Annotated in this window: 16 protein-coding genes; all 16 read right to left on the reverse strand. The window is 64.3% G+C overall.

Translation table 11 applies throughout. The features are described from left to right. Positions 1–27 precede the first annotated feature (27 nt). The 16 genes from ACUN9Y_RS10015 to ACUN9Y_RS10090 all read right to left on the reverse strand — a co-directional run bounded on the left by ACUN9Y_RS10015 (position 28) and on the right by ACUN9Y_RS10090 (position 24249). Positions 28–2532: a transglycosylase domain-containing protein gene (locus ACUN9Y_RS10015; RefSeq protein ID WP_445460562.1), complete on the reverse strand. Its 2505-nt coding sequence runs from the start codon at positions 2530–2532 to the stop codon at positions 28–30. After that, the gene (locus tag ACUN9Y_RS10020) at positions 2532–8000 is read right to left on the reverse strand and encodes an alpha-2-macroglobulin family protein (RefSeq protein WP_445460563.1); all 5469 of its coding nucleotides are present in this window, start codon (positions 7998–8000) and stop codon (positions 2532–2534) included. Before ACUN9Y_RS10020 ends, ACUN9Y_RS10015 begins: the two co-directional genes overlap by 1 nt. Positions 8001–8279: 279 nt before the next feature. Further along, positions 8280–8849, reverse strand: coding sequence for a glycine zipper 2TM domain-containing protein (locus tag ACUN9Y_RS10025; protein WP_445460564.1), 570 nt, complete (start codon positions 8847–8849; stop codon positions 8280–8282). Between the two features lie 534 nt (positions 8850–9383). Next, on the reverse strand, positions 9384–10697 hold the full coding sequence (locus tag ACUN9Y_RS10030) for an NAD(P)/FAD-dependent oxidoreductase (protein ID WP_445460565.1): 1314 nt from the start codon (positions 10695–10697) through the stop codon (positions 9384–9386). 254 nt (positions 10698–10951) lie between these two features. Beyond that, a complete protein-coding gene (locus ACUN9Y_RS10035; RefSeq protein WP_445460566.1) occupies positions 10952–12040 on the reverse strand; it encodes an ABC transporter substrate-binding protein in 1089 nt (362 codons plus the stop codon). Positions 12041–12258: 218 nt separating this feature from the next. Beyond that, positions 12259–13626 carry a glutamine synthetase family protein gene (locus ACUN9Y_RS10040; RefSeq protein WP_445460567.1) on the reverse strand — a complete coding sequence of 456 codons (1368 nt, stop codon included), beginning with the start codon at positions 13624–13626 and terminating at the stop codon, positions 12259–12261. A gap of 100 nt (positions 13627–13726) precedes the next feature. Beyond that, positions 13727–14797 (reverse strand): ABC transporter substrate-binding protein, encoded by a 1071-nt coding sequence (locus ACUN9Y_RS10045; protein ID WP_445460568.1) that lies wholly within the window; start codon positions 14795–14797, stop codon positions 13727–13729. A gap of 86 nt (positions 14798–14883) precedes the next feature. Then, the gene (locus ACUN9Y_RS10050; RefSeq protein WP_445460569.1) at positions 14884–15681 is read right to left on the reverse strand and encodes an ABC transporter permease; all 798 of its coding nucleotides are present in this window, start codon (positions 15679–15681) and stop codon (positions 14884–14886) included. Next, on the reverse strand, positions 15678–16601 hold the full coding sequence (locus ACUN9Y_RS10055; RefSeq protein WP_445460570.1) for an ABC transporter permease: 924 nt from the start codon (positions 16599–16601) through the stop codon (positions 15678–15680). The genes ACUN9Y_RS10050 and ACUN9Y_RS10055 overlap by 4 nt, the downstream gene beginning before the upstream one ends. Positions 16602–16609: 8 nt before the next feature. Beyond that, a complete protein-coding gene (locus ACUN9Y_RS10060; RefSeq protein WP_445460571.1) occupies positions 16610–17743 on the reverse strand; it encodes an ABC transporter ATP-binding protein in 1134 nt (377 codons plus the stop codon). Positions 17744–17772: 29 nt separating this feature from the next. Then, a complete protein-coding gene (locus ACUN9Y_RS10065) occupies positions 17773–19065 on the reverse strand; it encodes an NAD(P)/FAD-dependent oxidoreductase (protein WP_445460572.1) in 1293 nt (430 codons plus the stop codon). Positions 19066–19677: 612 nt separating this feature from the next. Next, the gene (locus ACUN9Y_RS10070) at positions 19678–21090 is read right to left on the reverse strand and encodes a sodium/pantothenate symporter (protein ID WP_445460573.1); all 1413 of its coding nucleotides are present in this window, start codon (positions 21088–21090) and stop codon (positions 19678–19680) included. 126 nt (positions 21091–21216) lie between these two features. Then, positions 21217–21489 carry a DUF997 family protein gene (locus tag ACUN9Y_RS10075; protein ID WP_445460574.1) on the reverse strand — a complete coding sequence of 91 codons (273 nt, stop codon included), beginning with the start codon at positions 21487–21489 and terminating at the stop codon, positions 21217–21219. A 238-nt stretch (positions 21490–21727) separates the two neighbouring features. Continuing rightward, positions 21728–22723 carry an ester cyclase gene (locus ACUN9Y_RS10080; RefSeq protein WP_445460575.1) on the reverse strand — a complete coding sequence of 332 codons (996 nt, stop codon included), beginning with the start codon at positions 22721–22723 and terminating at the stop codon, positions 21728–21730. 76 nt (positions 22724–22799) lie between these two features. After that, positions 22800–23513: an RraA family protein gene (locus ACUN9Y_RS10085; RefSeq protein WP_445460576.1), complete on the reverse strand. Its 714-nt coding sequence runs from the start codon at positions 23511–23513 to the stop codon at positions 22800–22802. A 37-nt stretch (positions 23514–23550) separates the two neighbouring features. Then, positions 23551–24249, reverse strand: coding sequence for an alpha/beta fold hydrolase (locus tag ACUN9Y_RS10090; protein WP_445460686.1), 699 nt, complete (start codon positions 24247–24249; stop codon positions 23551–23553). Positions 24250–24263 lie beyond the last annotated feature (14 nt).

The following is a 24263-nucleotide window of genomic DNA, read 5'->3' on the forward strand; positions in this document are numbered from 1 at the left end:
GCCTTGTCGCGATAAAAGATCCTTGCGCTAGTTGACCAGCCTGACCGTGGTATTGGCCGAATGACCGAGGGCATCGATCACGGTGATGCGATGAAACCCACCCGTGACCTCATCGAGCGCCACCTCGCGGCGCAGTGCGTCCGCCGCCACTGGCCGATTGTTGATCAGCCAGCGAAACGGCGGGCGACCGCCCTGAAAGCGCACGAACAGCGACGCTGAGCCTGCGGTCACGTACACCTCCGCGCCGTCCCGCGGGGCTACGATAGCAAGCGGATTGGCCACGGCGTCGACGTCATCGCGGAAGGTTCGTAGCGCGCGTGGCAGATCACCGGTGGCGGCGATCACTGCATCCGCCGGCGGTGTTCGGTTCGGCGCGGTGATGCCAAGAGTATCGAAACTCGAAAACAGCAGCGGACCGGCGCTATCGGCGCCAAGAGAACCGGGCATGGCACCATTATCGGGCCGCCCGACCAGGACGCCGATCACATGCCGGCCATCGAATCCGATCGCCCAGGTGTCGCGGTGCCCGTAAGAGGTCCCGGTCTTGAAGGCGACCCGATCCCGGGCGCCGAGCCCCGCCCGAGGCGTCTGACGCAGAATGTCTGCCAGGTACCAACTGGCACGCGCGCTGATGACGCGCCGAGCAGCGGACCCAGGGGCGCGGCCGTCGACAGCAGCAGAGCCAGGCGGGCCGGCCGGTGACGGGATCAGGGTTCGCTGGGTAGTAAGTTCCACCGACCGGCCCCCGTTGGCGATCATGGCATACACCGCCACCATGTCCTCCAGGGTGACGCCGACGCCGCCAAGACCGATGGCCAGACCCGGTGGTCGATCACCGGGCAGCTTCGGCTCCGCCCCCGACCGACCCATGGCGCCCAGCAACCTGGTCGGTCCGAGCGACTCGAGCACCGAGACGGCCGGCAAGTTAAGCGATTCCTGCAGCGCTTGGCGCACCGTGACGGGGCCACGAAAGCGACCGTCGAAGTTGGACGGCGACCAGCCATCGAAGTCTCGCGGCGCATCGTTGATCAGGGTCTCCGGGTGGATCAGACCGTCGTCGAATCCCAGCGCATAAATCAGCGGCTTGAGCGTCGAGCCCGGTGAGCGAATGGCCTTGGCCATATCGACGTAACCCGAGCGCCTGGCATCAAAAGGATCCGGCGCGCCGATGCGGGCGCGCACCTCACCGCTGCGATAGTCCGCCACCAGCAGCGCGGCGCTGATCGGTGACACCTGCTGGCCCACCCAACGCGCCAGCATGGCCTCAAGACGGCGCTGAAGCTCCGCATCGAGAGTCGTTTCGAGCCTGAGGTGGCTACTATCTAGAGCGCCCCGGGACCGGATACTATCTACAGCGCCCCGGGGCCGGCGCTCGCCAGCGGTGTCGGGCTGGCTATCGACTGCGCCCCGGGACCGGATACTATCGACAGCGCCCCGGGACCGGATACTATCTAGAGCGCCCCGGGGCCGGCGCTCGCCAGCGGCGTCGGGCTGGCTATCTACAGCGGCATCGGGCTGGCTATCTACAGCGCCCCGGGGCCGGCGCTCGCCAGCGGCTTCGGGCTGGCTATCGACAGCGCTCCGGGACCGGCTACTATCTAGAGCGCCCCGGGACCGGCGCTGGCCAGCGGCGTTGGGCTGGCTGCTATCGACAGCGCCCCGGGGCTGGCTGGCCGCGTTCAGACGCGCCTCGGCCAGCATGTCACTGGCCAGGTGCCAGGCCAGGCGCGGCATCGGCCGAAGCGTGGTCGGCATGGCCTCGGCCTTGGCCTCGACGACGACGGCCTCTGACAAAAGGCCGCGGGCGCGACTCAGATCGAGCACGCGATCGCGAGCGGCACGGGCGATGTCGGGGCGCCGATACGGCACGCGCTGTGCTGGCGACTGCGGAATGGCGACCAGCAGCGCCGCCTCGGCGGCAGAAAGGAACAGCGGGCTCTTGGCGAAATAGGCACGACTGGCGCTGGCGACGCCTTCGAGGTTGCCCCCCATCGGCGCCAGGTTGAGATAGAGCGTAAGAATCTCGCGCTTGGAAAGGCGCCGCTCCAGGGCCAGCGCGGCGCGAATCTGGCCGAGCTTGGCAGCCGGCGTGCGGGTCGGTTGTCCTTCGAGCAGGCGCACAACCTGCATCGTCAGCGTCGACGCTCCCGAGACCACGTCTCGATGCCACAGCGCCTGTAGCGAAGCGCGGGCCAGCGCCAGCCAGTCAACGCCGCGGTGGGCGTAGAAGCGCTTGTCTTCATAGGCCAGCAGCATGTCGAGGTAAGCAGGGTCGACGTCTTCCACCGCGGTGTCGATGCGCCAGAAGCCGTCGTCACTGAGAAACAGGCTCAAGGGCTCGCCGGCACGGTCCAGCACCGCCGGCGAGTTGGGCACCGAGCCGCGTGCATCGACAAGCCTTGGCGCCGACGCGACCCATTGCTCGACGGCGCGACCGGCACCGACGCCGATGACTACCGCCAGGGCGAGCGCCACGATCACGCAGGGGCGCAGGCACCACCGCGACGACCACACCAGGCCCTTGTCATGCATCACTGGCCGCCGCGCCCTTCATCATCACCGCGGTCGCGACCGCTACCTTCTTCGCCCTCGCCCACGACGACCGTCCCCGATGCGGTGCTGGCCCGCAGGCTCGGCACGTACATGTCCTGAACCTGGGCCGCTGGGTGATGAAAGCGGCCAGAGCGAATGGCACGCACCACGTAGGCAAGCTCGAAGGGTTCGCGCTCATCGAGCGTCACCGCGGCGAAGAAGCGATCCGCGCCAAACTGCGCATGGGTCGGCTTGATGCCGCCGGCCAGCCACTCAAGGCTTGCGGTGTCGCCGGACGATACAAGGCTCGGGTTATCGATAGCAAAGCCGGCGGGCAGCGGGTCCTCGATGGCGAGCTGACCTTCGCCTGCCACCAGCGGCGTCACCCGCAGCAGCACCACCAGCTTGTCGTTGAGCGCCACCCGATTCACATCGACCCGCTCCCCTTCCAGGCTGTAATAGCGCCGCGATATCTCGATGCCGGAGCTCTCGGCCATCACCTCGCCCACGGGCACGCCCTCGATCATGACGGAGACATCGCCGGCCGCCTTGGCCGGGTTAGTCACCGAGGTGGCGCGGTACTCGGCCAACGACATCCGTCGCGCTAGCCCAGCCATCTCGGCGTCTTCCAGCAGCGAATGGGCGACACGCAGCGCCGCCGCCTGCTCCTGGGTATTGCCGCGTGAGGCCTGGCGCAGGGCATCGTTGATCACCGCGCCCACGGGCTCACCCATGGCCGGCTGACCGACGCCGGCAAAGTCCGCCGCCAGCGCCAGCCGATAGGCAATGGCCAGATCGCGAACGCGGCTCGCGTAGATGTCGCCGCGACGGGAATAGCTGGCATAGTCAGCGGCGCCAATGAGCGTCGAAAGGGCCGCCTGGAACAGCCGGTTGGCGCGGCCAGGATCGCCGATTTCGCGCAAGGCGGCGCCCAGGTAGGCGGCCTCCAGGCCACCGTCGTTGCCCGCGTTCTGGGCCTGGAACCAGGTATCGGAGAAGTAGCGCAAATCGCTTGCCCGAACGTCTCCGGCCAGCGCCAGCACATACAGCGCATAGGCCGCCGCGGAGCGATTCTCTCGCGAGCCACTGCTCGAGTTGACCTTGTTTTGCAGATTGGCGAGCGCGCCGGCCAATGCACGCTTTGGAACATCGGCGCCGGCATCCCGGGCGCGCAGCAGAAATTCCGTGGCGTAGGCATCGAGCCAGAAGTGGCCGCTGCCCGGCGCCCAGTCGCCGAAGGCGCCGCTGGCCGACTGACGCGACAGAACCTCACCGACGCGCTCACCGAGCCTGTCATCGGCGAGCGCCTGACGGTCCGGCGCCAATAGCGATCGCGCCGACAGCAGCGGCTCGGCCGAGGAAATCAGCTGTTCGGTGCAGCCCCACGGCGTGTGATCCAGCGCCGACACCAGGCCCGCCAGATCAAACAGCGCCAGCGGCCCGAAGCTCAGGTTCACCGTCGCCTCTGGCGCGAAGCTTGCCACCACGGGCTTCGGCAGCGCGAGCGCCTCACCGGCACCCAGGCGGCCGACGTAACGGCTACGCCGGAGCGGATCATTGCGCCGGACATCGATCGGCACGCTCTGGGTCAAGCGCTGGCCGTCTGGCGTGATGACGGCGATATCCACCTCACCTTGTCCGACCTCGTCGGCCGACAGCGCAAGATCAAGGGTCTGGCGCTCGCCGTCGGACAAGGTCAGGCGGCGAGTCGCGAGCGCCCCGTTTGTCAGATCGAAGACCAAGGGGCCCCGGGATGCCAGCTCGACCCCCACCTCGCCCGTCGGACCCTCGGCGTGGGCCAGCTCAAGGCGTAGCTCGGTCCTATCGCCCGGGGCCAAGAAGCTCGGCACATGGGCCGTGGCGACGATGGGATCTCGCACGATCACGTCTTCACTGGCACTTCCCAGCGCGCTGTCGGTCCAGGCCATGGCCATGGTTCTGACGGTGCCATTGAAGGCCGGCAGCGGCAGCTCAATCGTCGCCTGGCCGCTATCGTCGACGGCGACAAGGCCGGAGAACAGCGTGACGAATTCCTCGCGCTTGGGGCCCGGGGCCTGGCTCGCGGTGTTGCTGTCGCCACCCTCACGCAGGGCGGCGATGGCCCCGGGGACGTTGTCGATCAGGCGTCCATAAAGATCGCGCATCTCGAAGGCCAGCCGGCGCTGACCGAAGAAATATGCCTCGGGCTCGGGCGCCTTGAAACCGGTCAGGTTGAGAATCCCCAGATCCACCGCCGCAACGGTGGCGAACACAGGCTCCCCCACGGGGGCGTTATCCACCGACAGGGTCAGGGCTCCGGTCTCGCGTGGCCGCCAGCGCGCCGTCGGCGCAAGCGACAACTCCAACCTGCGCTCGGCGGTATCCACACTCACCCAGTTGACCCCGATGGCACGGCTCGGATTCAGGCCTTGGCGTCCCTGATCGGCCTGTTGCTCAGGCGTGACCAGCGAGGTGATGACATAGGCGCCGGTGCCCCAGCGCTCATCGATGTCCAGCGTCAGCTCATTGGCGCCGGCCTCGACCTCGAAGCGCCGGCTATCGACGAGCTTGCCGTTGAGCACCCGCACGAAGGCAATGCCGGACTGGCGGGCATCGAAGCGCAGCGTCAGTTCATCGCCGCTGGCGTAGCTCGACTTGTCGATGCCGGTCGTAAGCCTATCCGGCGTTGCCGCCGAGCCGCCGCCACCGCGGTAACCCGCCATGAACTCGCGACGGGCGAGCACCGGGGTTCCACCGACGTCGGCACGCAGCTCAAGTTCATACTTGCCCCACTCGACGGGGACCGATAGCGCCGTCATGGTATCGGCCGCAATATCGATCTCGCCGTTACCGACGCGCGTGCGCCGCTCGATGGACGAATAGCCCCACTCGCCGTTGACGCGGTACCACTGATAGTCCTGCTCGATGCGCGACAGGGTCCAGGCGGCCCCGGCTATCGCCAGCCTCGCCAGGCCGGGCCCGAGGGACACGACGTCGAAGGTGGCGCTCGCATCCTCTGGCGCCACCTCATCGAAGCGCGCACGCAGGCCGATCACCGCCGTCGTGAGCGCCACGGGAAGCTCGAGTCGTCGCTCTACCGGTCGCCCCGACCCCTCACGCAGCTGCATGGCCAGCGTCAGGACCTCCGGTTGACCGACGCTCGCCGGCTCGGGAAGCGGCATCGCAAGCGTGGCGCGACCATCGGCACCGGTCACCCGCCCGCCCGGCAATACCGCAAAGGTGGTCTCGTCTTCCCCGCTCGGGGTGCCGAAGGCAAAGCCTGGATAGGCAGCGAGCTCGCCGCTGGGCCGGCGGGTCACCCTGCCGGCGATCGCCAGGTGAGCACCGGGCGCGCCATACAGATACTGCGCATCGACGCTGACCCGTGGCGGCCTGCCTTCCGCAACCCGATCGACGTCGGCGGCCAGGTCGAAATCGATTCGCTCCGGCACGAAGTCGTCGACCAGAAAGCCGACCTCGCCGAGCATGTCGGCCTCAGGGTCGGCGTAGAAACGCAGCTTCCACAGGCCATGCATGGCTCCCGGCTCGATGGCCACCGACGCGACGCGACCGCCGGCCCCTTGATCGCCTAGGGTCTGACGCGACGCTTCCTTGTCATCGGGGCGATGGACGACCATGGTCAGCGGCAGATCGACAATCGCGCGGCTCTCGGCGTCGCGGGCCAAGGCGGTGGCAAAGACCGTATCCCCGGGCCGGTAGATGCCGCGTTCGGTGGTCGCGAACAGCGTGATGGCTTGAGGCGCCGGCTGACCGGCCACGCCGCGATCGGACAGATCAAAGCCCGCCTCACGCAAATTGATAAAGGAAAAATCAGCGCCGTCGCCGAGTGCGGCGAGCATCGCCGGCCGGTCGCCGCCGCTGCCGGTGAGCCACTCCGGGGCGATGCGCGCATAGCCCGAGGGATCGGTCGTCACCTCCTTGAGCACGCTGTTGTTGCGCGCGATCAGGCTGAGCTGCGCCCCCGCCACCGCCTGGCCATCACCGAGGCGTTCGACGAACAGGTGCAGACCATCGGGGCCCGCGAAGCTTGAGATGGCAAGATCGGAAATCAGAAACCACTGCGTCGCGGCGACCCAGGCGTCCGCCCCTTCGGGGCTCGCACTCAGCACATAGACGCCGGGGCCGAGGTCTTCCATCGCCGTTGCGACCTCCAGCAACGAGACGGTTTCCTCGTTCAATCGGCTGTCGATATCGGCCTTGCCGCGCCACACCTCGACCCCGTCTTCCTCGGCGAGCCGCATCGCCTGATAGCGATCCATCGGCGTGAGAAAGCGCTCGATGTCGAGAAACTCGCCAAGGGCTCGCTCGCCGATATGATAAAGGCGCACATCGACGACATCGGTGTTGACCGCCGTGATCGGAAGGCGCGGCGCACGCGCGCTCGGTAGCACATAGCCGCGGGTGTCGAAGCGCACGCTCGGCGGCCGATTCGGCATCCAGATATCGAAGGTCTCGGTCCGTGCGGTGGTCTCTCCTGAGGCCGCCGGCATGCCTTCAAGCAATGTGATGGCGTAATCCAGGCCGTGCTCGAGTCCCGACAGACACAGGCGCTTACCCTCGACATCGACGTCAACCGCCACCCCTTCTACGCGCACATAATCGGCGTAGTAAAAGCCATCGTCGCGCAGCGCCTCGGAGTACTCGGCGCAGAACCGTGGGCTCGCGCCCTCGGCCTCGGCCTGGGTCCCCATGACCCGGGGCCCGTAGGTTTCACGCGCCGCCTCGAGGCGCTTGCGATCACCGCTCAAGTCGGCGAGGCGCCGGTGCGCCGCGACGATATCCGGGCCGCGCTCGGGATCTTCCTGGAGCCGCTCGACGATGGCCTCCAGTACGCTAAGGCGTTCCTCGTCCTGGTCGGCGCGCACCCAGGCGTTGGCCAGAAATGCCATCTCGGCGTAGCCCCAGCGGCGCAAGAAATCGGGCCGCGCCTGGCCGCCCTGGCGCGCGAAGTCGGCCAGCGACAACCAGCCATCCGGTACATTCCGATCGACGGCGAGGGTCAGATCGTGGCGAGCATAGTGGTGACGATTCTGCTCCAGGGTCTCATACAGCTCGCGAGCCTGACGCCACTCGGCGTCTGAGAAAAACGCCACTTCGGCCTGACGACGCGCGTTGCTCAACAGCGCCGCATCGCTATCTACCAGCACGGCCGACAAGGCCCCGGTGAATGGCTCCGGGCGCGCATGGCCCGACTTGAGAAAGCACGCCGACGCGCCGGTGTTGAAGGTGAAGGCCTTGCACGATGACGCTTCGCGGCAGGCCTTGATGCAGTAGCCAAGGTCGGTTTCGAAGATCGCGCGAAGATCATCGCCAAAAAAATCGCTGTCGCGCTGGTAGTCGATACGCCGCTCAGGCAAGACACCGAGCGCGTCCTGGGCTGTCACCTGGGCTGCGACCTGGGCTGCCACCTGAGCCGCGACCAGAGTCGTCAGACAGGCACCAAAAGCCACCAGAAGTATCCGTTTCATGGGCGCGACCTACGCTATCCAGAGAGACAAACCCAGAGAGACAAACGATGGACGCGTACGACGACGCCCTTGCCTCACTCTAGTCCAGGATCAGCAGGAACTGATGCTTGGGATAGCGTATTTTGCCTCGGCACTCGCCCGTCATGACCGATGCCACAACGACAAGGGCCCGGCGAATGCCGGGCCCTTGTCGTTGTGGCCTGCTGGTTCGGCGGACGCGGCCGGCTCGGCCCAGCATCGCACCATGTCTTTGCCTTGAAGGGGCATGGGCGTCGTCGCCTAGCCCTTGTGATCCTGCTCGGCCTCATCCACGACCACGCTCCACACCGGGCTACCTTGCTCCAGCAGCACACGGTCGCCGTCCGGGGCTTCATCCAGACGCGCGGTCTGGGTAACCCCGTTGTAGCGCCAGCTAACGTCATAGCCGACGGTCTGCTGACTGGTATCCGTCACGGTCTGACAGCGGCGCTCGGTGGTCGTCACCGTCTGGCCGGACTCGATACGCTGCTGCACCTCGCGCCCGGCGAACCCGCCACCGATGGCGCCCGCCACCGTCGCGATCTTGCGCCCGCTGCCCCCACCGATCTGATTGCCGACCAGGCCACCGACCACGGCGCCGGCGGCGCTGCCGAGAATCGAATGCGGGTCCCGGGTCGGCGCCTGACGGGTCACCGCGACGTTCTCACACACTTCGCGCGGCGTCTGGATACTCTGTGTCACCGCATCGACGTCGGTGATATCGGCAAACTGCGGACCCTCGGGCCCCTGTTGAACCTGCCAGGCGCCAAAGGCCAAACCGCCAAGCCCCAACACGGCCAGGGTCGAACCCACGATGATCGACTTGCTCATAGCTTGTTCTCCTTGGATGTTTGCTCGGTCGGCGTTCGCTATTGCTTATAGGGCATCGTGTATAGAGCAACGCGTATAGAGCATCGCCTCTACGACACCGCCTCCACGACTCGGATCGTCAACCGATCCCGATAGCCACCGCCGAACCACCTCTGTTGCCATCATGTGCTAGTCATGGGCCTATCATAGCCGTTATCGAACGGTGTTCGCAGCGAGTCCAGGGCGATTGCAATTTTGTTGCCCAGGTGTCGCACCACGGCGACGTTACCTGGCGAAAAACGGCGACGGTTATGGTCATAGCCATAGCCATGTCGGCCAATATCGGCCACGTGACGTCGCCGCCAGCCCCTGATGCACTCGCCGACGCAACTGCCGGCGCTGCCGACGCACCTGCCCCGCCAACGCCATCGGCCCGCACGAAGACCGGCGGGCCGATGGCGTTGTTAGTTACGGGACCTTGGCCCCGGGGTGCGCCTTGACCGCGCCCCGGTGTCCGGCGCCAGGTGCTCGGCACCCGAGCGCCTGGCGCTCCTCTCAGATGCCCAGCTTGTCGCGGGTCTCGTAGTACCAGGCGCCCATGGCGGACAGCGGCACCCTGAGCATGCGCCCGCCCGGGAACGGCAAGTGCGGCAGACCGGCGAAGGCATCGAAGCGCTCGTCACGCCCGGTCATCACTTCACTGATCAGGCGCCCGGCGAGATGCGTGCAGGTCACCCCGTGTCCCGAATAGCCCTGGGCGTAGTAGACGTTGTCGTTGAGTACGCCGAACTGAGGCAGCCGGTTCAGGGTCATCAGGAAGGTGCCGCTCCAGGCATAGTCGACCTTGACCTTCTTGAGCTCAGGGAAGGTCTTCTCCATCTTGGGGCGAATCACCGCTTCGATATCGGCCGGGTCCTCGCCACCATAGTTGACGCCACCCCCATAGATCAGGCGGTTATCGCGGGTCAGCCGATAGTAGTCGAGCAGGTAGTTGCAGTCTTCCACGGCGATATTGGTCGGCAGCAGGGCCCGGGCCAGGTCCTCGCCCAGAGGCTCGGTGGTGATGATCTGGGTGCCGCAGGGCATCGACTTGCCTTCGAGTTCGGGTACGACACCGCTTAAGTAAGCGTTGCCTGCCATGACCACACGATCGGCCTTGATCACGCCGCTGGCGGTCTTCAGCGTCACCGGTGAGCCGTGGACCAGGCTGGTCACCGGGCTCTGCTCGAAGATCACGCCACCGAGAGACTCGAAGGCCGCCGCTTCGCCCAGCACCAGGTTGAGCGGATGAAGGTGACCACCAGAGTGATCGATCAGGGCGCCGACATAGCGATCGCTGTTGACCTCTTTACGATAGGCATCGCCTTCCAGCAGTTCGAGCTGGTCGTTGCCATAGCGCTCCCACAATGCCTTGTGCTCCTTGAGCCCCTTCATCTGCTTGGCATTGCAGGCAGCAAACAGGTTGCGCTCGCGAAGATCGCAGTGAATATCATAGGTCGCGATGCGCTCGCGGATGATGCGGTTGCCTTCGAAGGCCATGTCGCCAAGCGCGCGGGCGGTCTGCGCGCCGTACTTGTCCTCGATCACATCCATGTCACGGCTGTAGCTATTGACGATCTGGCCGCCGTTTCGCCCGGAGGCACCATAGCCCACTCTGGCCGCTTCGAGCACCACCACCTTGAGGCCCTTCTCGGCCAGGTGCAGTGCCGAAGACATGCCGCTGAAGCCGGCACCGACGACACACACATCGCAGCTCACCTCACCGCTCAGTGCCGGCCGCTCCGGGCTTGGATTGGCCGACGCCGCATACCAGGAAGCGGCATGCGGGGTGAGCGTTGCGGCGGGTTTGGCCTCGGGGCTTGATGACATGACGAACTCCACAGTGGTTATTTTATTCAACACTTAGTGGCATTTTACGGCGCTTGTGTGCCAAAACACAACATCACAGGACTGGAATACTTACCACCCTCTCTCGAAACGACGAAGGGCGCCAGCCACGGCTGCCGCCCTTCTTTCACCCTGTCGGTCTCCTTGGTCTCTTCGCTGTGTTGACCCTCTCTACCTTGATCGCCCTAGCATGTCCCATCGACCCTGCGGGCAAGTCCCTGCGCGCCTCACCCGGTTCACCGGGAGCGCGCTTCGCTCCACAGCTGTTGCAGCAGTTCGAGCTGCTCGCCCTCTACCGTCGGCGTGAACGAGAGGCGCTCACGGGTCTGCTCATCGGGCATCACCGGCGGTTCACGCAAGGCCGCATCCAGCATCGTCTGGGCGGCCTGGTTGGGCGAGGTGTAGAGATTGTAGTTCGACAGCTTGGCCGCAACCTCCGGGCGCAGCATGTACTCGATGAAGGCGCGCGCCGCGTCAGGATGCGGCGCATGGGCCGGAATCGCCATGACATCGACCCAGCGCTGGGAGCCTTCCTTGGGCACGAAGAAGCCGACGTTGCCGTAAAGCTCCGGGTCATCGGCCTTCTTCGCCGCGACGTCGCCATTGTAAGCGATACCGGCATGGATCACGCCGCTGGCCACCTGCTCGATGCTGGCGGTGGCATCCACGAAGCCGACGAAGTTCTCGCGCCCGCGGGTGTCGACCACCGTCTTGGCGGCGGCGACCCAAGGCTCTTGGCCGACGCAGTCGAAACCCGCACCCTGAAAGGCACAGATCGTCGAGAAGGTGAACTGGCCATCACCCTTGAGCAGCGCGAACGGATACTCGGAATTGACCTCGGGATCATAGAGCATGCCCCAACTGGGGTCGGGATCGGGGAAGGTATCGGTGTTATAGACGACCCCCGTCACGCCCCACTGGTAGGGCACGGTATAGCGTCCTTCGGGGTCATAGGGCGGCGCGCGAAAGTCCTCGAGGACATTGCCTCGGCCTTCCAGGGCGTCGCCGTCCTCGGTCAGCGGCTGTAGCACGCCGGCCCCGATCAGACGCGGTACGAAGTAGTCCGACGGAATCACGATGTCGTACTGGGCATCGCCGCCGGCGGTCAGCTTCGACAGCATTTCGGCGTTGGAGTTGTAGTAGTTCTGCACCACCTCGATGCCGGTCTCGGCCTCGAAGTCCTCGATGATCTCGGGGTCCATGTAGGAGGTCCAGTTGAACAGGTTCAACTGAGTGTCCGCGGCGCTTGCCGCGCCGCTCATGGCGACCAGTCCGAGGGCAAATAGCCCCGAGCCGACCCTGCCGGTCCATTGTGCTTGCCTCATGGTCTCTCCTTGTGCGTTGAGGGCCGCCCCATCACGCCGGCCGGCCCATTCGGGCGGGGGCCGATGCTCGACATTCTTGCTCGGCACCCTGTCCGCTCTATCATCGGTGCTGTCGTCGTCGACATCGTCGCATGGCCTGGGCGATGCCAGAAGGCAGTCACCCACCCGAGGGGCGTTCATCCGCCAGGATGAACGCCATGGCACTAGGCCCTTGCCGGCTACACCCGGAGCAGCAGATGCTCGCGCTCCCAGGAGCTGATCACCTGGAAATAGGCGCGATGCTCGGCGCGCTTCACCGCCAGATAGCTGTTGGTGAAGCGCTCGCCGAGAATGTCCGCCAGGGGCGCACACTCATGCAGCATGTCCAGCGCCGGGGAGATATCATCCGGCAGCTTGTTGCCCCCGGCCCAGGCCGAGCCGACCATCGGCGGACGCGGCTCGATCTGCCCCAGCATGCCCAGATAGCCACAGGCAAGCGACGCCGCCATGACCAGATAAGGGTTGGCATCGGCCCCGGCCAGCCGATTCTCGACCCGGGTCGCCTCGGGGCCAGACACCGGCACCCTGAGCCCAACGGTGCGGTTATCCATCCCCCACTCGACGTTGATCGGGGCCGAGCCTGAGGTGTCGGTGCGCATCAGCCGGCGGTAGGAATTGACGTTGGGTGCCAGCAGCGGCATCGCCGCCGGCAAGTAACGCTGCAAGCCGCCGATGAAGTGGTGGAACAGTCGGCTCGGCTGACCATCCTCCCCGGCGAACAGGTTGTGGCCCTTCTTGCTGTCCACCAGGCTCTGGTGGATATGCATGGAACTCCCCGGCTCGTTGGCCATGGGCTTGGCCATGAAGGTGCCGTACATGCCGTGGCGCAGCGCGGTTTCGCGCAGCACGCGCTTGAACATCACCACCTGGTCGGCGAGCGCCAACGGATCACCGTGCTGGAAGTTGACCTCCATCTGGCCCGCGCCCTCCTCGTGAATGAGGGTGTCCAGGTCCAGGTTCATGGCGTCACAGTAGTCGTACATTTCCTCGAACAGCGGATCGAACTCATTGACCGCATCGATGGAAAACGACTGGCGGCTGCTCTCCTGGCGACCGGTGCGGCCGATCGGCGGCTCCAGCGGATAGTCGGAATCGGTGTTGGTCTTGACCAGGTAGAACTCCACCTCCGGCGCGATGACAGGACGCCAGCCGCGCTCCTCGTAGAGCGCCAGCACGCGCTTGAGCACGTGGCGCGGCGACAGGTCCACCGGCTCGCCGGTGAGGTAATAGCAATCGTGAATGATCTGGGCGGTGGGATCCTCCGCCCAGGGCACCAGGAAGACGGCGTTGGGGTCCGGTACCAGCTCCATGTCCCGTTCGGCGGGGTTCCAGAATCGGATATCCTCGTCGTCGGGGTAGCCCCCGGTCACGGTCTGAATGAAGATCGAATCGGGCAAGCGCGGACGCCCCCCCTTTAGGTACTTGCCGGCGGGCATGATCTTGCCCTTCAGTATGCCGGTAAGATCGGTGACGAGGCTCTCGACCTCGGTGATGCCGTGCTGCTGAAACCAGTCATTCATGGCTGGCTGTTCCTGGCGGTTACTCATGAGAGTGTTCCGTTAGTGTGGTTGTTTCACTCGTCGGTGGCCCCCGAAGCCCGGCGCCGACCGCGATTGGCCGACCCGGTGCCCCGGGGGTCAACCTGCTTTACCGAGCCTGTACCTCGGACCACAGCTGCTGAAAGGTCTGCAGCTGTTCGCCGGCAAGGCTCGGCGTGAAGCGCAGACGCTCCATGTCGGCGTCACTGGGCTGTGACGGCGGCTGGGTCAGCACCTCGTCGAGATAGGGCTCGGCCGCCGCATTGGGGCTGGCGTAGTAGTTGTAGTTGGAGAGCTGGGCGCCGACTTCGGCATCCAGTATGAAGTTGATGAATTTATGGGCGAGATCTGGGTTTGGCGCCTCAGACGGAATCAGCATGGAGTCCACCCACATTTCGGCGCCTTCATCGGGGATCATGAAGGCCAGGTTCTCGAAGGACTCAGGATCTTCGCTCTTGAAGTACAGATAGTCACCGTTATAGGACATGCCCACGTGGGTCACGCCCCGGGCGAGCTGTTGCAGCGCCGGGGTGCCATCGGTGAAACCGGAGAAATTGTCGCGATTCTTGGTCTCGATCATCAGCCGAGCGGCCTCGCGCCAGCTATCGAGACCGGTGCAGTCGTAGGGTTGACCGAGCGCTGCGCAGGCCCCACCCATGGCCACCTGGCCGTCGCCGATGATGGCGAACGGATAGTCGCCATTGACCTCGGGGTCGAACATCAGCGACCAGCTCTTGGGCGCCTCGGGGAAGGTATCGGTGTTGTAGACGATTCCCGTGGTGCCCCACTGGTACGGCGCCGAGTACGCGGAGCCCGGGTCGAAGCTCGGGTCCTGGAACTGCTCCCTCACATTGGCGAAGTTGGGCAACTTCGAGCGATCGAGCTTCTGCACCAGGCCGGTCTCGATCAAGCGTGGCACGTAGTAGTTGGACGGCACGATGATGTCGTACTGGGAAACGCCGCCGGCGTTGAGCTTGGCGAACATCTCCGGCAGCGAGTTGTAGTAATTCTGCACCACCTCGACGTCATACTTTTCCTCGAAGGCCTCGATGATCTCGGGGTCCATGTATTCCGTCCAGTTGAACAGATACAGCTTGCCTTCCTCTGCCAGGGCGCTGCCTGCGAGCGTGAGGCTGCCGAGTGCTACGGCCAGGGCGACAGATGTGTTGCGCTTGAGCATGGGTATCTTCTCCTTGTTTTGCTTGCGTGGTTTCCCGTGCATGGTTTCCCGTACGTCGATAACGGTTTCGCCTCTTCGGCGATGGATCAGGTCTTGCTCTGGCGGTTGAACAGCATGCTCATCACCGCGGCCAGGGCCACCGCGCCGATCATCAGCGTGGCGATGGCATTGATCTCCGGCGACACGCCCTTCTTGATCGCGCCCCAGATATAGATCGGCAGCGTCGCGCTCTCCGGCCCCGCGGTGAAGAAGCTGATCACGAAGTCATCCACCGACAGGGTAAAGGACAAGAAGAAGGCGGAGATCAACGCCGGCTTGATGGTCGGCAGCATGAAGTGCACCACGCGCTTGAACGGTGTCGCGTAGAGGTCCTTGGCCGCCTCGAACAGGCTGGGATCGAGCCCGACGAAGCGCGAATAGACGATCAACGCGACGAACGGAATCTGGAAGGTCACATGGGCGATGATCATGGTCCCGAGCCCGGGCTGCAGCAGGCCGGTCAAGCGATGGAACTGCACGAAGAAGGCCATCTCGGAGATACCGAAGACGATATCCGGCAGCACGATCGGCAGATAGATCAGCACGATCAGCCAGCCGAGCTTGCGGTGGCGATGGCGATACATGCCGTAGCCGATCAGGCAACCGATGACCAGGGCAACGATCGACGAACAGATCGCCAGGACCAGGGTATTGCCGAACGCCGACATGATCTGCTCGTTACCGAGTAGCTGGTAGTACCAGCGCAGCGACAGCCCGGTCATGCTGGCGGCGCTGTTCGAGGCGTTGAAGGAGAACATCACCACCACCGCCAGCGGCAGGTACAAAAACACCATGGTGATCCACCAGAAGGCCGTCAGGCCACGCTTCAGGGTCCGCTTTCTCATATCACCACCTCTTCACCGCCACCCAGACGCTTGCCGATGCGACGCATGGCGAAGAGCCCAATGAAGGTCGCAATCAACATCAGAATCGCGCCGGCCGCCCCCAGCGGCCAGTTGGAGCCACCCGAGAACTGGGTCGCGACCAGATTGCCGAGCATCAGCGCCTTGCCACCGCCCAGCAGCTCCGGGATGACGTACATGCCGAAGGCCGGAATCGCCACCAGCACGATGCCGGCCAGAAGCCCCGGCAGGGTCTGCGGAAAGACCGCATGCCAGAACGAACGAGCGGGTGTGGCGTACAGATCCTGCGCCGCCTCTACCTGGGCGGTATCGAGCTTCTCGAAGGCGGCATAGAGCGGCAGCACCATGAACGGCAGGAAGTTGTACACAAGGCCCAGGGTCACGGCGAAGTTGGACGGATAGAGACCCATGTTGGGTGCGATCAGGCCGAGCGCCTCGGCGGCGCCGGACAGCGGCGTACCGGGTGCCAGCAGGTTCATCCAGCCGAAGGTCCGGATCACCTGATTGGTCCAGGACGGCACCACCACCAGCAGCAGCATCAGCGGCCGCCACTTGGCCCGGCAGGTGGTGATGTAGTAGGCGATGGGATAGGCCACCACCACCACCAGCCCCGTGGCGACAAAGGTCTGCCACAGTGAGCGCAGCAGCGTATAGAGGTTGCCCGGGCTCCAGCCGAGAAAACCGAACCCGGCCAGCTGCTTGAAGGAATCCAGCGACAGTGGCATCTGCGGCAGACCGTAGGGGCCATTGGACATGAAGGCCACGGCCATCAGGTAGGCGCTTGGCAGCACCAGGAAGAAGATGATCCAGGCGGCACCCGGGGTCACCGTGAACAGCAGGTGGCGCGCTTCGCGCACCATGCCCTGGCTGCGCCCGATGACGGCAGGAGAAGTCGTCGACATATCGGGCCTCACTCGCTCAGGGTGACGAGGTCTTCCGGGGCGACCACCAGGGTCACCTCGTCGCCTACGTCGGGCAGGTGGCGACCGCGGTTATTCACCGTGGCCTGCAGACTCGAGGTGCCGATCTCGAGGCGGTACTCGGCGTGGCTGCCGCGGTAGAGCCGCTCGGTGATTCGCCCGGGCAGATGGTTCACGCCGTCGACGTGACCGACCTTCAGGTCCAGGGTCTCCGGGCGAATCAGCAACAGATCGCCCGTTCCGCCCTCCTCGGCCTCGAGTACGCCGAGCTCGGTGGTCAGGCGATTGCCGTCCCGGGCGCTGACCGGATAGAGATTGTCGTGGCCCATGAAGCGCGCAACAAAGGCGTTGGCCGGACGCTCATAGACTTCACGCGGGGGCCCGACCTGCTGGATCGTACCGCCGTTGAGCACGGCGATGCGATCCGACATGACCATGGCCTCATCCTGGTCATGGGTGACGAAGACGAAGGTCATGCCGAGGCGCTTCTGTACCCGCAAGAGTTCCACCTGGAGCTGGCTGCGCAGGCCCGCATCAAGCGCCGACAGCGGCTCGTCCAGCAGCAGCACGTCCGGCTCGCAGACCAGCGCCCGGGCCAGGGCGATACGCTGACGCTGGCCGCCGGAAAGCTGGTCGATGCGCCGATCGACCAGATCACCGAGCTTGATGAAGGAGGCGATCTGGTTGACCTTGGCCTCGCGCTCGGCGGCACTCACGCCGCGCATCTTGAGGCCGAAGGCCAGATTCTCGCGCACCGACAGATGCGGAAACAGCGCGTAGGACTGGAACACCGTGTTGACGCTGCGTCGATGCGGAGGCACCTCGGTGACCTCCTTGCCGCCGATGGTCAAGCTGCCATCGTTGGCGTCTTCGAGGCCGGCCAGAATGCGTAGCAGCGTGGTCTTGCCGCAGCCCGAAGGCCCCAACAGGGTAAAGAACTCGCCGGCCTCGATGGTCAGGTCGACACCGTCCAGCGCCACCGTGTCGCGACCGAAGCGCTTGTGCAGGCCCCTCATCTCGATCGAAGACGCGGTGCGACGCTCAGCCGCCTCGCCGGCGGCATCACGCGCAGAGGGATCGGCATCACGGACGCTATCGCCCATCGCCGTCAGGGAATCGCTCATGGAAATATCCTCGTCGTTCTGACGGCCAGTCACAGCCGGTCGCGAAGCTTGTAGAAGGTGGTCGCCAGCACCAGCAGCGGCGTGCGCAGCAAGCGTCCGCCCGGGAAGGTTCGGTGCGGCATGGCGGCGAAGGTGTCGAAGCGCTCGCTATCCCCGCCGAGGGACTCGGCAAGCAGCTTGCCGGCGAGCCCGGCCATGGCCATGCCATGGCCCGAATAGCCCTGGGCATAGTAGATGTTCGCCCCCAAACGGCCGAAGTCCGGCGCACGATTGAAGGTGATGGCGACGTCGCCCCCCCAGCGGTACTGGATCTCGACGTCATTGAGTACGGAGAACAGCCGACGAATCTTGCCGTCGATGCGAGCCTCCAGCCCACGTGGCGCGCGGCCGTCGTAGCTCACCTCGCCGCCGTAGATCAGGCGCCGGTCGGCGGACAGACGATAGTAGTCGAGGACGAAGTTGGCATCCGACAGGGCATCGTTTCTGGGCAATACCTGGGCGGCCTGTTCGGCGGTGAGCGGCGCCGTGGCGATCATGTAGTTGGCGGCGCGCATGATGCGCCCACTCATCTCCGGCACCAGGTCTTTGCCGTAGGCGTTGGTGGCGAGGATGACGCGATCCGCCACCACCCTGCCCTGGGCGGTGATGATCGTGGCCGGCTCACCGCGCTTGAGCTCCACGACCGGGCTATGTTCATGCAGGCTAACGCCGGCACGCTGGGCGGCGCGGGCAAGGCCCAGGGTATAGTTGAGCGGGTGCAGGTGACCGCCCTCGCCCTCCCACAGAGCCGCCGGATAGGCATCGGTCACCACGTGCTCACGCAGGGCATCACCTTCTCGCCACTCAAGCGACTCGTAGCCGAAATCGCGGGCCATGCGCTCGCGAAAATCGCCGAGCTCCTTGACATGACGCGGCTTGACCGCGGCGTGCAGGTAGCCCCAGGCAAGCTCGCAGGGAATGGCGTGGCGCTCGATGAGTTCCGCGGTGAGGCGCACCGCCTCGCGGCTCATTTCCCAGATGTCGCGAGCGCGTTCGCGGCCGAGGGCCTTGTCGACGGTAGCGATGTCGGTGCCAAGGCCCGGCAGGATCTGACCGCCGCTGCGGCCCGATGCGCCGTGGCCCACGCTGGCGGCCTCCAGCAGCACGACCTTGTAGCCGCGCTCGGCCAGATGCAGCGCCGCCGAGCAGCCGGTGACGCCGCCACCGACGATACACACATCGGCGCGCGTATCGCCTTGCAGCACGGGGGTGGGCTCGAGCTGGACCGCAATGGAATCGCGGTACCAGGAAGCGGGTGTCGCGGACGATGAAGAATCAGTCATGCGATAGGGGTCCGTCTGTGTTGCGCCTTGCGCTTGTTGTTGTAAGCCGTCCGGTCGATGCTCGCCGGACTTGGCTTAGTGTGACACCAGCACGATGGTGCACGTCAAGTATTCAATAACGACGAATCTTTCACCCTTGGGTGAGGGGTTTAATACGCAAGACTTGTCACCAGCATATTTTGCGCCAAAAAATAGCAGGATAGTCGGATTCAGCTGCGATCACAGGAGCGTCTTGCGCCGCGCGTCATCGCCCGAGAATACCGCGGCACCGGCGAAAACCCGTCGTCATATAATCGACACCCGACGACAGAGCGCCTGCTACGTTCAAGGCCCTGCCAGCGCAGTATATTCGACGAAAGAATGATAGGAAATGGCACCTTGCCATACAGCAAGCATCAGGCAAAAGCAGTAGTTCAGGGGGGGGGGGTTACCTGTCGCTCGAGCGCCTCGAGAAACACCTCGAGCACCCGATGGGCGCGGCGGTCGCGCCGGGTGATGGCACGGAAGGGAGTGGCGTAGCCCGCAGACTCTTCGCACAGCGGGTACCGGCGGCCTTAGGGGCGTGCTGAATAACTGCCCCGAGGCCGACCGGCCCCGGGGACAGCGCCACACCTAGCTGGCGATCGCCTGTTGAAGCTTCTTCTTGGCACTACGCGAGCGTGTCCGGTCGCCGAAGTACAGCTCGAGAACATCGCTGCTCTGCCGCGGCGCCAAACGACTCCCCAGTACGCAGGCCAGAAGCGATAACACGAATGACCAGACGAAAGGATGAAAGCCAAACACGCTGGAACTGCCCATGGTCAGGTACTGCAAGACGAAGGACACGAAGCCCACCAGCATGCCAAGCAGGCATCCCATATGGTTCATGCGTGGCCAGAACAGGCCAAGAATGGTCGGCCAGGCGAAGGTAGCCCCCAGTCCAGCACCGGCAAAGACCACGATCAACTGCAACAACTGGGGTGGGTTGAAGGCCAGAATGACCCCCACGATGGTGACGCTGAAGGTCATCAGGTGGGTCAGCTTCTTGGCCTTTTCTCCACTCATGTTCGGCTCGAAGCTATGCTGATAGATATCGCGGACCAGGGCTCCTGCGGTCACCAGAAGAAAAGAGCTCAGCGACGACATGATCGCCGACACGGGTGCCGCAATCACGAAACCGGCAATCGCTGCCGGCAGCACCATCATCACCGTGGCGGTCATGGCATGATCCGGAGACTCGAGCTCAGGCACCAGCGCTCGACCCGCCACGCCGACAAGCATGATCAGCGGATACATGATAGCAACATAAATACCGGTCATCAGCGCCGCACGCTTGAGCACCCGTGAATCATTGAACGTCAGGAAACGACTGACCAGCGCCGGCTGTCCGAGCTGCGATAGAGGCATCAACACGAAGAACGAAATGGCCGCCACCAGTGGCAAGAAGTCCTTCGGTCCCGGGCCAGACACCAGCTGCTCCGACTGGCTGATCAGTCCAGCCTGAAGCGCCTCGAACCCTCCGACCATGCTGACCGCGAAGTACGCCGTCATGATCACCCCCACGAGCATGACGACGGCCTGAAAGCTGTCGGTCCATGCCACCGCACGAAAACCACCGTAGGCGGTATACAAGGCAACCGAGACGGCAAAGCCGATCACTCCCCAGTGATAGGGAATGCCCACCACCGCCTCTAGCACCCTGGCTCCCGCGGCGTACTGCGCCACCATGAACGCAAGATACAGGATCACGATCATCAGCGCCGAAAGTACGCCGATCATGGGACTTTCAAAGCGGTCACGAAGCAGGTCAGGAAAGGTCAGGGCACCGGTCTTGCGGCCGACCTGACCGACCCGCTTGCCGAGGATACCGAAACCGGTGGTAATGACGACCATGAAACCGGAAATCCAGAGAAAAACGATCCAGCCATAGGTGTGCAACAGCCCAGGGACACCGATAAAGGTACCACCACTGGCCATCGTGGCGATCCATGTCAGGCCGAGAATCCAAGGACCGGTTTGACGCCCACCGACAAAGTACTCTTCCATGAAATCGCCTTTCGCAGTGCGTCGACCACTGATGAAGGCGAACAGAAATGTAATACCAAGATAAAGACCAATCACTATAGCTACACTGGTCGAATTTTCGGAATACATGCTCGATTCCTCGGTAAATTATTCTTTAACGTCAGGGTCGTCTTCGAGATAGAAGAAGGCATAAATACTATTGACCACCGCCGCGGTAAGAAACGGCAGCAAGACACCCCAAAATATCCAGGTTGGCAGCCCCATGGTGGTCGACAAATCGTTGTCGACATAGCCAAGCCAATAAGACACGCCTACCGTCCAGACGAAGAAAACCAACCAGATAATTCCCGCCACCATGGCTTCTTTTCGGGTACGCAGGTAGTAACTGCGCCCCATCAGTTCATCGAGATTCTCGCTCATCGATATCTCCCAGAGTTTATTCTTGTGGTATGAATTTCATGCTTTCCCATGCGCTGGCGATGCCACTCCCAATGGCCAACGCTGCCAGCGCCCCTACCCCATGACTCTTTGCTTACGTAGTCATGGCGTCACGACTCTCGCTCTCTGACCGACAACCTCCTTCGGATCATCAGCGACCCGTCAGCCCTGCAGACATCACGCTCACCAGAGACGGTGTCAGGCCTCGGCTTTTCCTTGGCTAGGCCGAGGTGCTTCGATCACTGGCCTGATACGCAAGAAGTTGCTTCCAGATCGCCACCTCATCCACCGTGACCCACTCCATGGAGACCCGGCCATTGACCAGGTGGGCATGGCTCAATCCCATGACATAGACCGGTGCGCCGGTCGGCTCACCGAAGTGCCCCCAACCACTATGCGTCGCCGTGAATGACCAACGCATGGCGATACGCAGCGGCTGGCCGGGATCACGGTTAACGATAAGGTGTTCCACCGAGAGTCGCGCATCGGGAAATGACGACAGGTATCCCAGCACAAAACGATCGATATCGCCGTGGCCATTGAGCACGATCCCACCCGGCGCGTTGAGTGTCGCCCCGGGGTGGTAAAGGGCAAATAGTTCGGAAATCTCCTTGCCATCCCAGATCGCAGACCAACCCTCGGCATAGCGAGCCGCCTGGGCGTCATCGTCGATACGACCGCGGTAGCTGCCCTCGACATCTTCCTCAGGGGTAAAGTAGCGCGCACGCCCGAACTGACGAATGTCACTCTCGACCTGGCGCTGCGCGAGCTCCCGTGGCTCGATACCAAGACAGTGCGCAAAGGCCGCCTGATCGCGCACCAACCACTCTTCATGGACCTGGTTTTCTCGCACCACGCAGTCGGCGATGACACGTGAGCGCACCACCCGCCCGGAGGCATTGCCGTAGGCGCCGCTGCCGGTATGGCGCATGACCGATATCAAGCGGTGTGACGAGTAGAAGCCGCGGTCCTCGTCGCCGCTCCAGATCACGTCTTCACCCACCAACTGGCGGTCGGGAAACTCGTTCAGCGTCTGCAGGGTCGCCGCAGTGACGCCTCGGTTATCGGTGAGAATCCCGCTCGGTGCCCTGACCAGAACATCGTCGGCGTAGTAGCGCTTGAGCTTGGCGCCAACGCCCCGCTCCTCCCAGATTTCACGGGTAATGCCGAGGATGTAGTCCGGCAGGTCGTTAAAGTGATCATCGAACCCTTTCATCGGGTCTCTCCTTCATCGTCAAGGTGTTTGAGTTATGGGTTGTCGCTAGATGACGGGCGCAGATCTCGCCGGCGTCCTAGACGCGGCGCTTCTCGAAGGCCTCCCAGGCCTCGAGGAGGCGATCGTAGTCGAAGCCAGGTGCCCGGGCACTGGCCAGTAGCTCCTTCTCGGCCGCGACGATGCGCTCGATGGCCTCAGGCAGTGCCAGCACCTCTTCAGCGGTGAGGCGCACCGCGCCATGTCGATCGGCATGGATCAGATCGCCAGGCTCCACACGTAGGCCAAACACCTCGACCGGCTCATCGACTGCCGTCACGCGCACGTAAGCGTGGGAGGGCCCCACTCGTCCACCGAGTACGGTGAAGCCCGGCTCGAGATCATCGAGATCGCGAATCACGCCGTTGGTCAAAACACCCTGGACGCCGAGGCGCTTGTGCAAGCATGTGTTCACCTCGCCCCAGTAAGCACCGACCGCCTGATCGCCATCCTCGTCCTCGATCACCATCAGCGAGTCGGCGGGGCTTTCGGCCACATGACGATAGTAGGCGAGTCGACGCTCACGAATGGTCGCGGCCGGCTCATCGGGAGCGGTCAGTGCACGAATTTTTGCGCAACGTGCATAGCCGACCAACGGCGCAGCACCAGGATCGGCGGCCACCAGCGGCTGCCGAGTGAAACCCTCGCCGCAGCGTGTGCCACGCACCAGATCGAGAGCATTGGCCACCGTCGGGGTATCGAAACCTCGCAGCGTCTGCAAGGCGTCGGCGAGAGAGGTGTCTGGTGAGTTCATAAGATCTCCTTGGAAGGAAACTCGAGCAGGAAAAGGATCATATCGACGCCGGTAGCTCGAGCCACCTGGCCAGCGCAGCATTGACTGCCGACGGCGCCTGCAGCGTGCTCAGATGACCAATCCCCGGCAGTACCGTCAGCTCGGCGCCGGCAATCTGCTCGGCGAGATAGGTGTGACGCGATAGCGGGCACAGCTGGTCACCATCACCACATAGCACCAGCGTCGGACAGCCAATCTCGCCCAGTCGTCGGCTAGCATCGGGACGATCGCGCAGGGCCATTGACTGGCGGCGGAAGGTCTCGAGTCCGGCATCCCGCGCCATGGCCACCACCAGTTCGGTGTGGCGTGGATCCTGCGGCTGCCCCAGGGCGGGATACAGCGGCGCCAGCACCTCGCGAGCGTAGCGTTCAAGCCCCATCTCGCGAGCCTTACGCAGATCATCTTCGCGCAGCGCCTGGCGCTCGGCGGCCTCGCCGAAGGGGTTGGTGTTCAACAATGCCAGTCGCGCTACTCGCTGGGGGGCCTGGCGCATTACTGCCATGGCCAGGATGCCGCCCATCGAGAGCCCCGCGAGGCTGAAGCTCTGCCACGGCGCCTGGGCAATGACATCTCGGGCGATGGCATCGAGATCGTCGCTGGCGTCCACTCTCGGCACGACAATCTCCGCGTGCCCGGTGAGCGCGGCAATCTGCGGCGACCACAGCCGTTCATCGCACAGGGTGCCAGGGATCAGCATCAACCCAGGACTCG

The sequence above is a fragment of the Halomonas sp. V046 genome (assembly GCF_052645355.1).

What these genes read in the sequence shown, in the direction of transcription:
- ACUN9Y_RS10015 (WP_445460562.1), bottom strand. Translation starts at nt 2,532, where the DNA reads ATGCATGACAAGGGCCTGGTGTGGTCGTCGCGGTGGTGCCTGCGCCCC.
- ACUN9Y_RS10020 (WP_445460563.1), bottom strand. Translation starts at nt 8,000, where the DNA reads ATGAAACGGATACTTCTGGTGGCTTTTGGTGCCTGTCTGACGACTCTG.
- ACUN9Y_RS10025 (WP_445460564.1), bottom strand. Translation starts at nt 8,849, where the DNA reads ATGAGCAAGTCGATCATCGTGGGTTCGACCCTGGCCGTGTTGGGGCTT.
- ACUN9Y_RS10030 (WP_445460565.1), bottom strand. Translation starts at nt 10,697, where the DNA reads ATGTCATCAAGCCCCGAGGCCAAACCCGCCGCAACGCTCACCCCGCAT.
- ACUN9Y_RS10035 (WP_445460566.1), bottom strand. Translation starts at nt 12,040, where the DNA reads ATGAGGCAAGCACAATGGACCGGCAGGGTCGGCTCGGGGCTATTTGCC.
- ACUN9Y_RS10040 (WP_445460567.1), bottom strand. Translation starts at nt 13,626, where the DNA reads ATGAGTAACCGCCAGGAACAGCCAGCCATGAATGACTGGTTTCAGCAG.
- ACUN9Y_RS10045 (WP_445460568.1), bottom strand. Translation starts at nt 14,797, where the DNA reads ATGCTCAAGCGCAACACATCTGTCGCCCTGGCCGTAGCACTCGGCAGC.
- ACUN9Y_RS10050 (WP_445460569.1), bottom strand. Translation starts at nt 15,681, where the DNA reads ATGAGAAAGCGGACCCTGAAGCGTGGCCTGACGGCCTTCTGGTGGATC.
- ACUN9Y_RS10055 (WP_445460570.1), bottom strand. Translation starts at nt 16,601, where the DNA reads ATGTCGACGACTTCTCCTGCCGTCATCGGGCGCAGCCAGGGCATGGTG.
- ACUN9Y_RS10060 (WP_445460571.1), bottom strand. Translation starts at nt 17,743, where the DNA reads ATGAGCGATTCCCTGACGGCGATGGGCGATAGCGTCCGTGATGCCGAT.
- ACUN9Y_RS10065 (WP_445460572.1), bottom strand. Translation starts at nt 19,065, where the DNA reads ATGACTGATTCTTCATCGTCCGCGACACCCGCTTCCTGGTACCGCGAT.
- ACUN9Y_RS10070 (WP_445460573.1), bottom strand. Translation starts at nt 21,090, where the DNA reads ATGGAAGAGTACTTTGTCGGTGGGCGTCAAACCGGTCCTTGGATTCTC.
- ACUN9Y_RS10075 (WP_445460574.1), bottom strand. Translation starts at nt 21,489, where the DNA reads ATGAGCGAGAATCTCGATGAACTGATGGGGCGCAGTTACTACCTGCGT.
- ACUN9Y_RS10080 (WP_445460575.1), bottom strand. Translation starts at nt 22,723, where the DNA reads ATGAAAGGGTTCGATGATCACTTTAACGACCTGCCGGACTACATCCTC.
- ACUN9Y_RS10085 (WP_445460576.1), bottom strand. Translation starts at nt 23,513, where the DNA reads ATGAACTCACCAGACACCTCTCTCGCCGACGCCTTGCAGACGCTGCGA.
- ACUN9Y_RS10090 (WP_445460686.1), bottom strand. Translation starts at nt 24,249, where the DNA reads ATGCTGATCCCTGGCACCCTGTGCGATGAACGGCTGTGGTCGCCGCAG.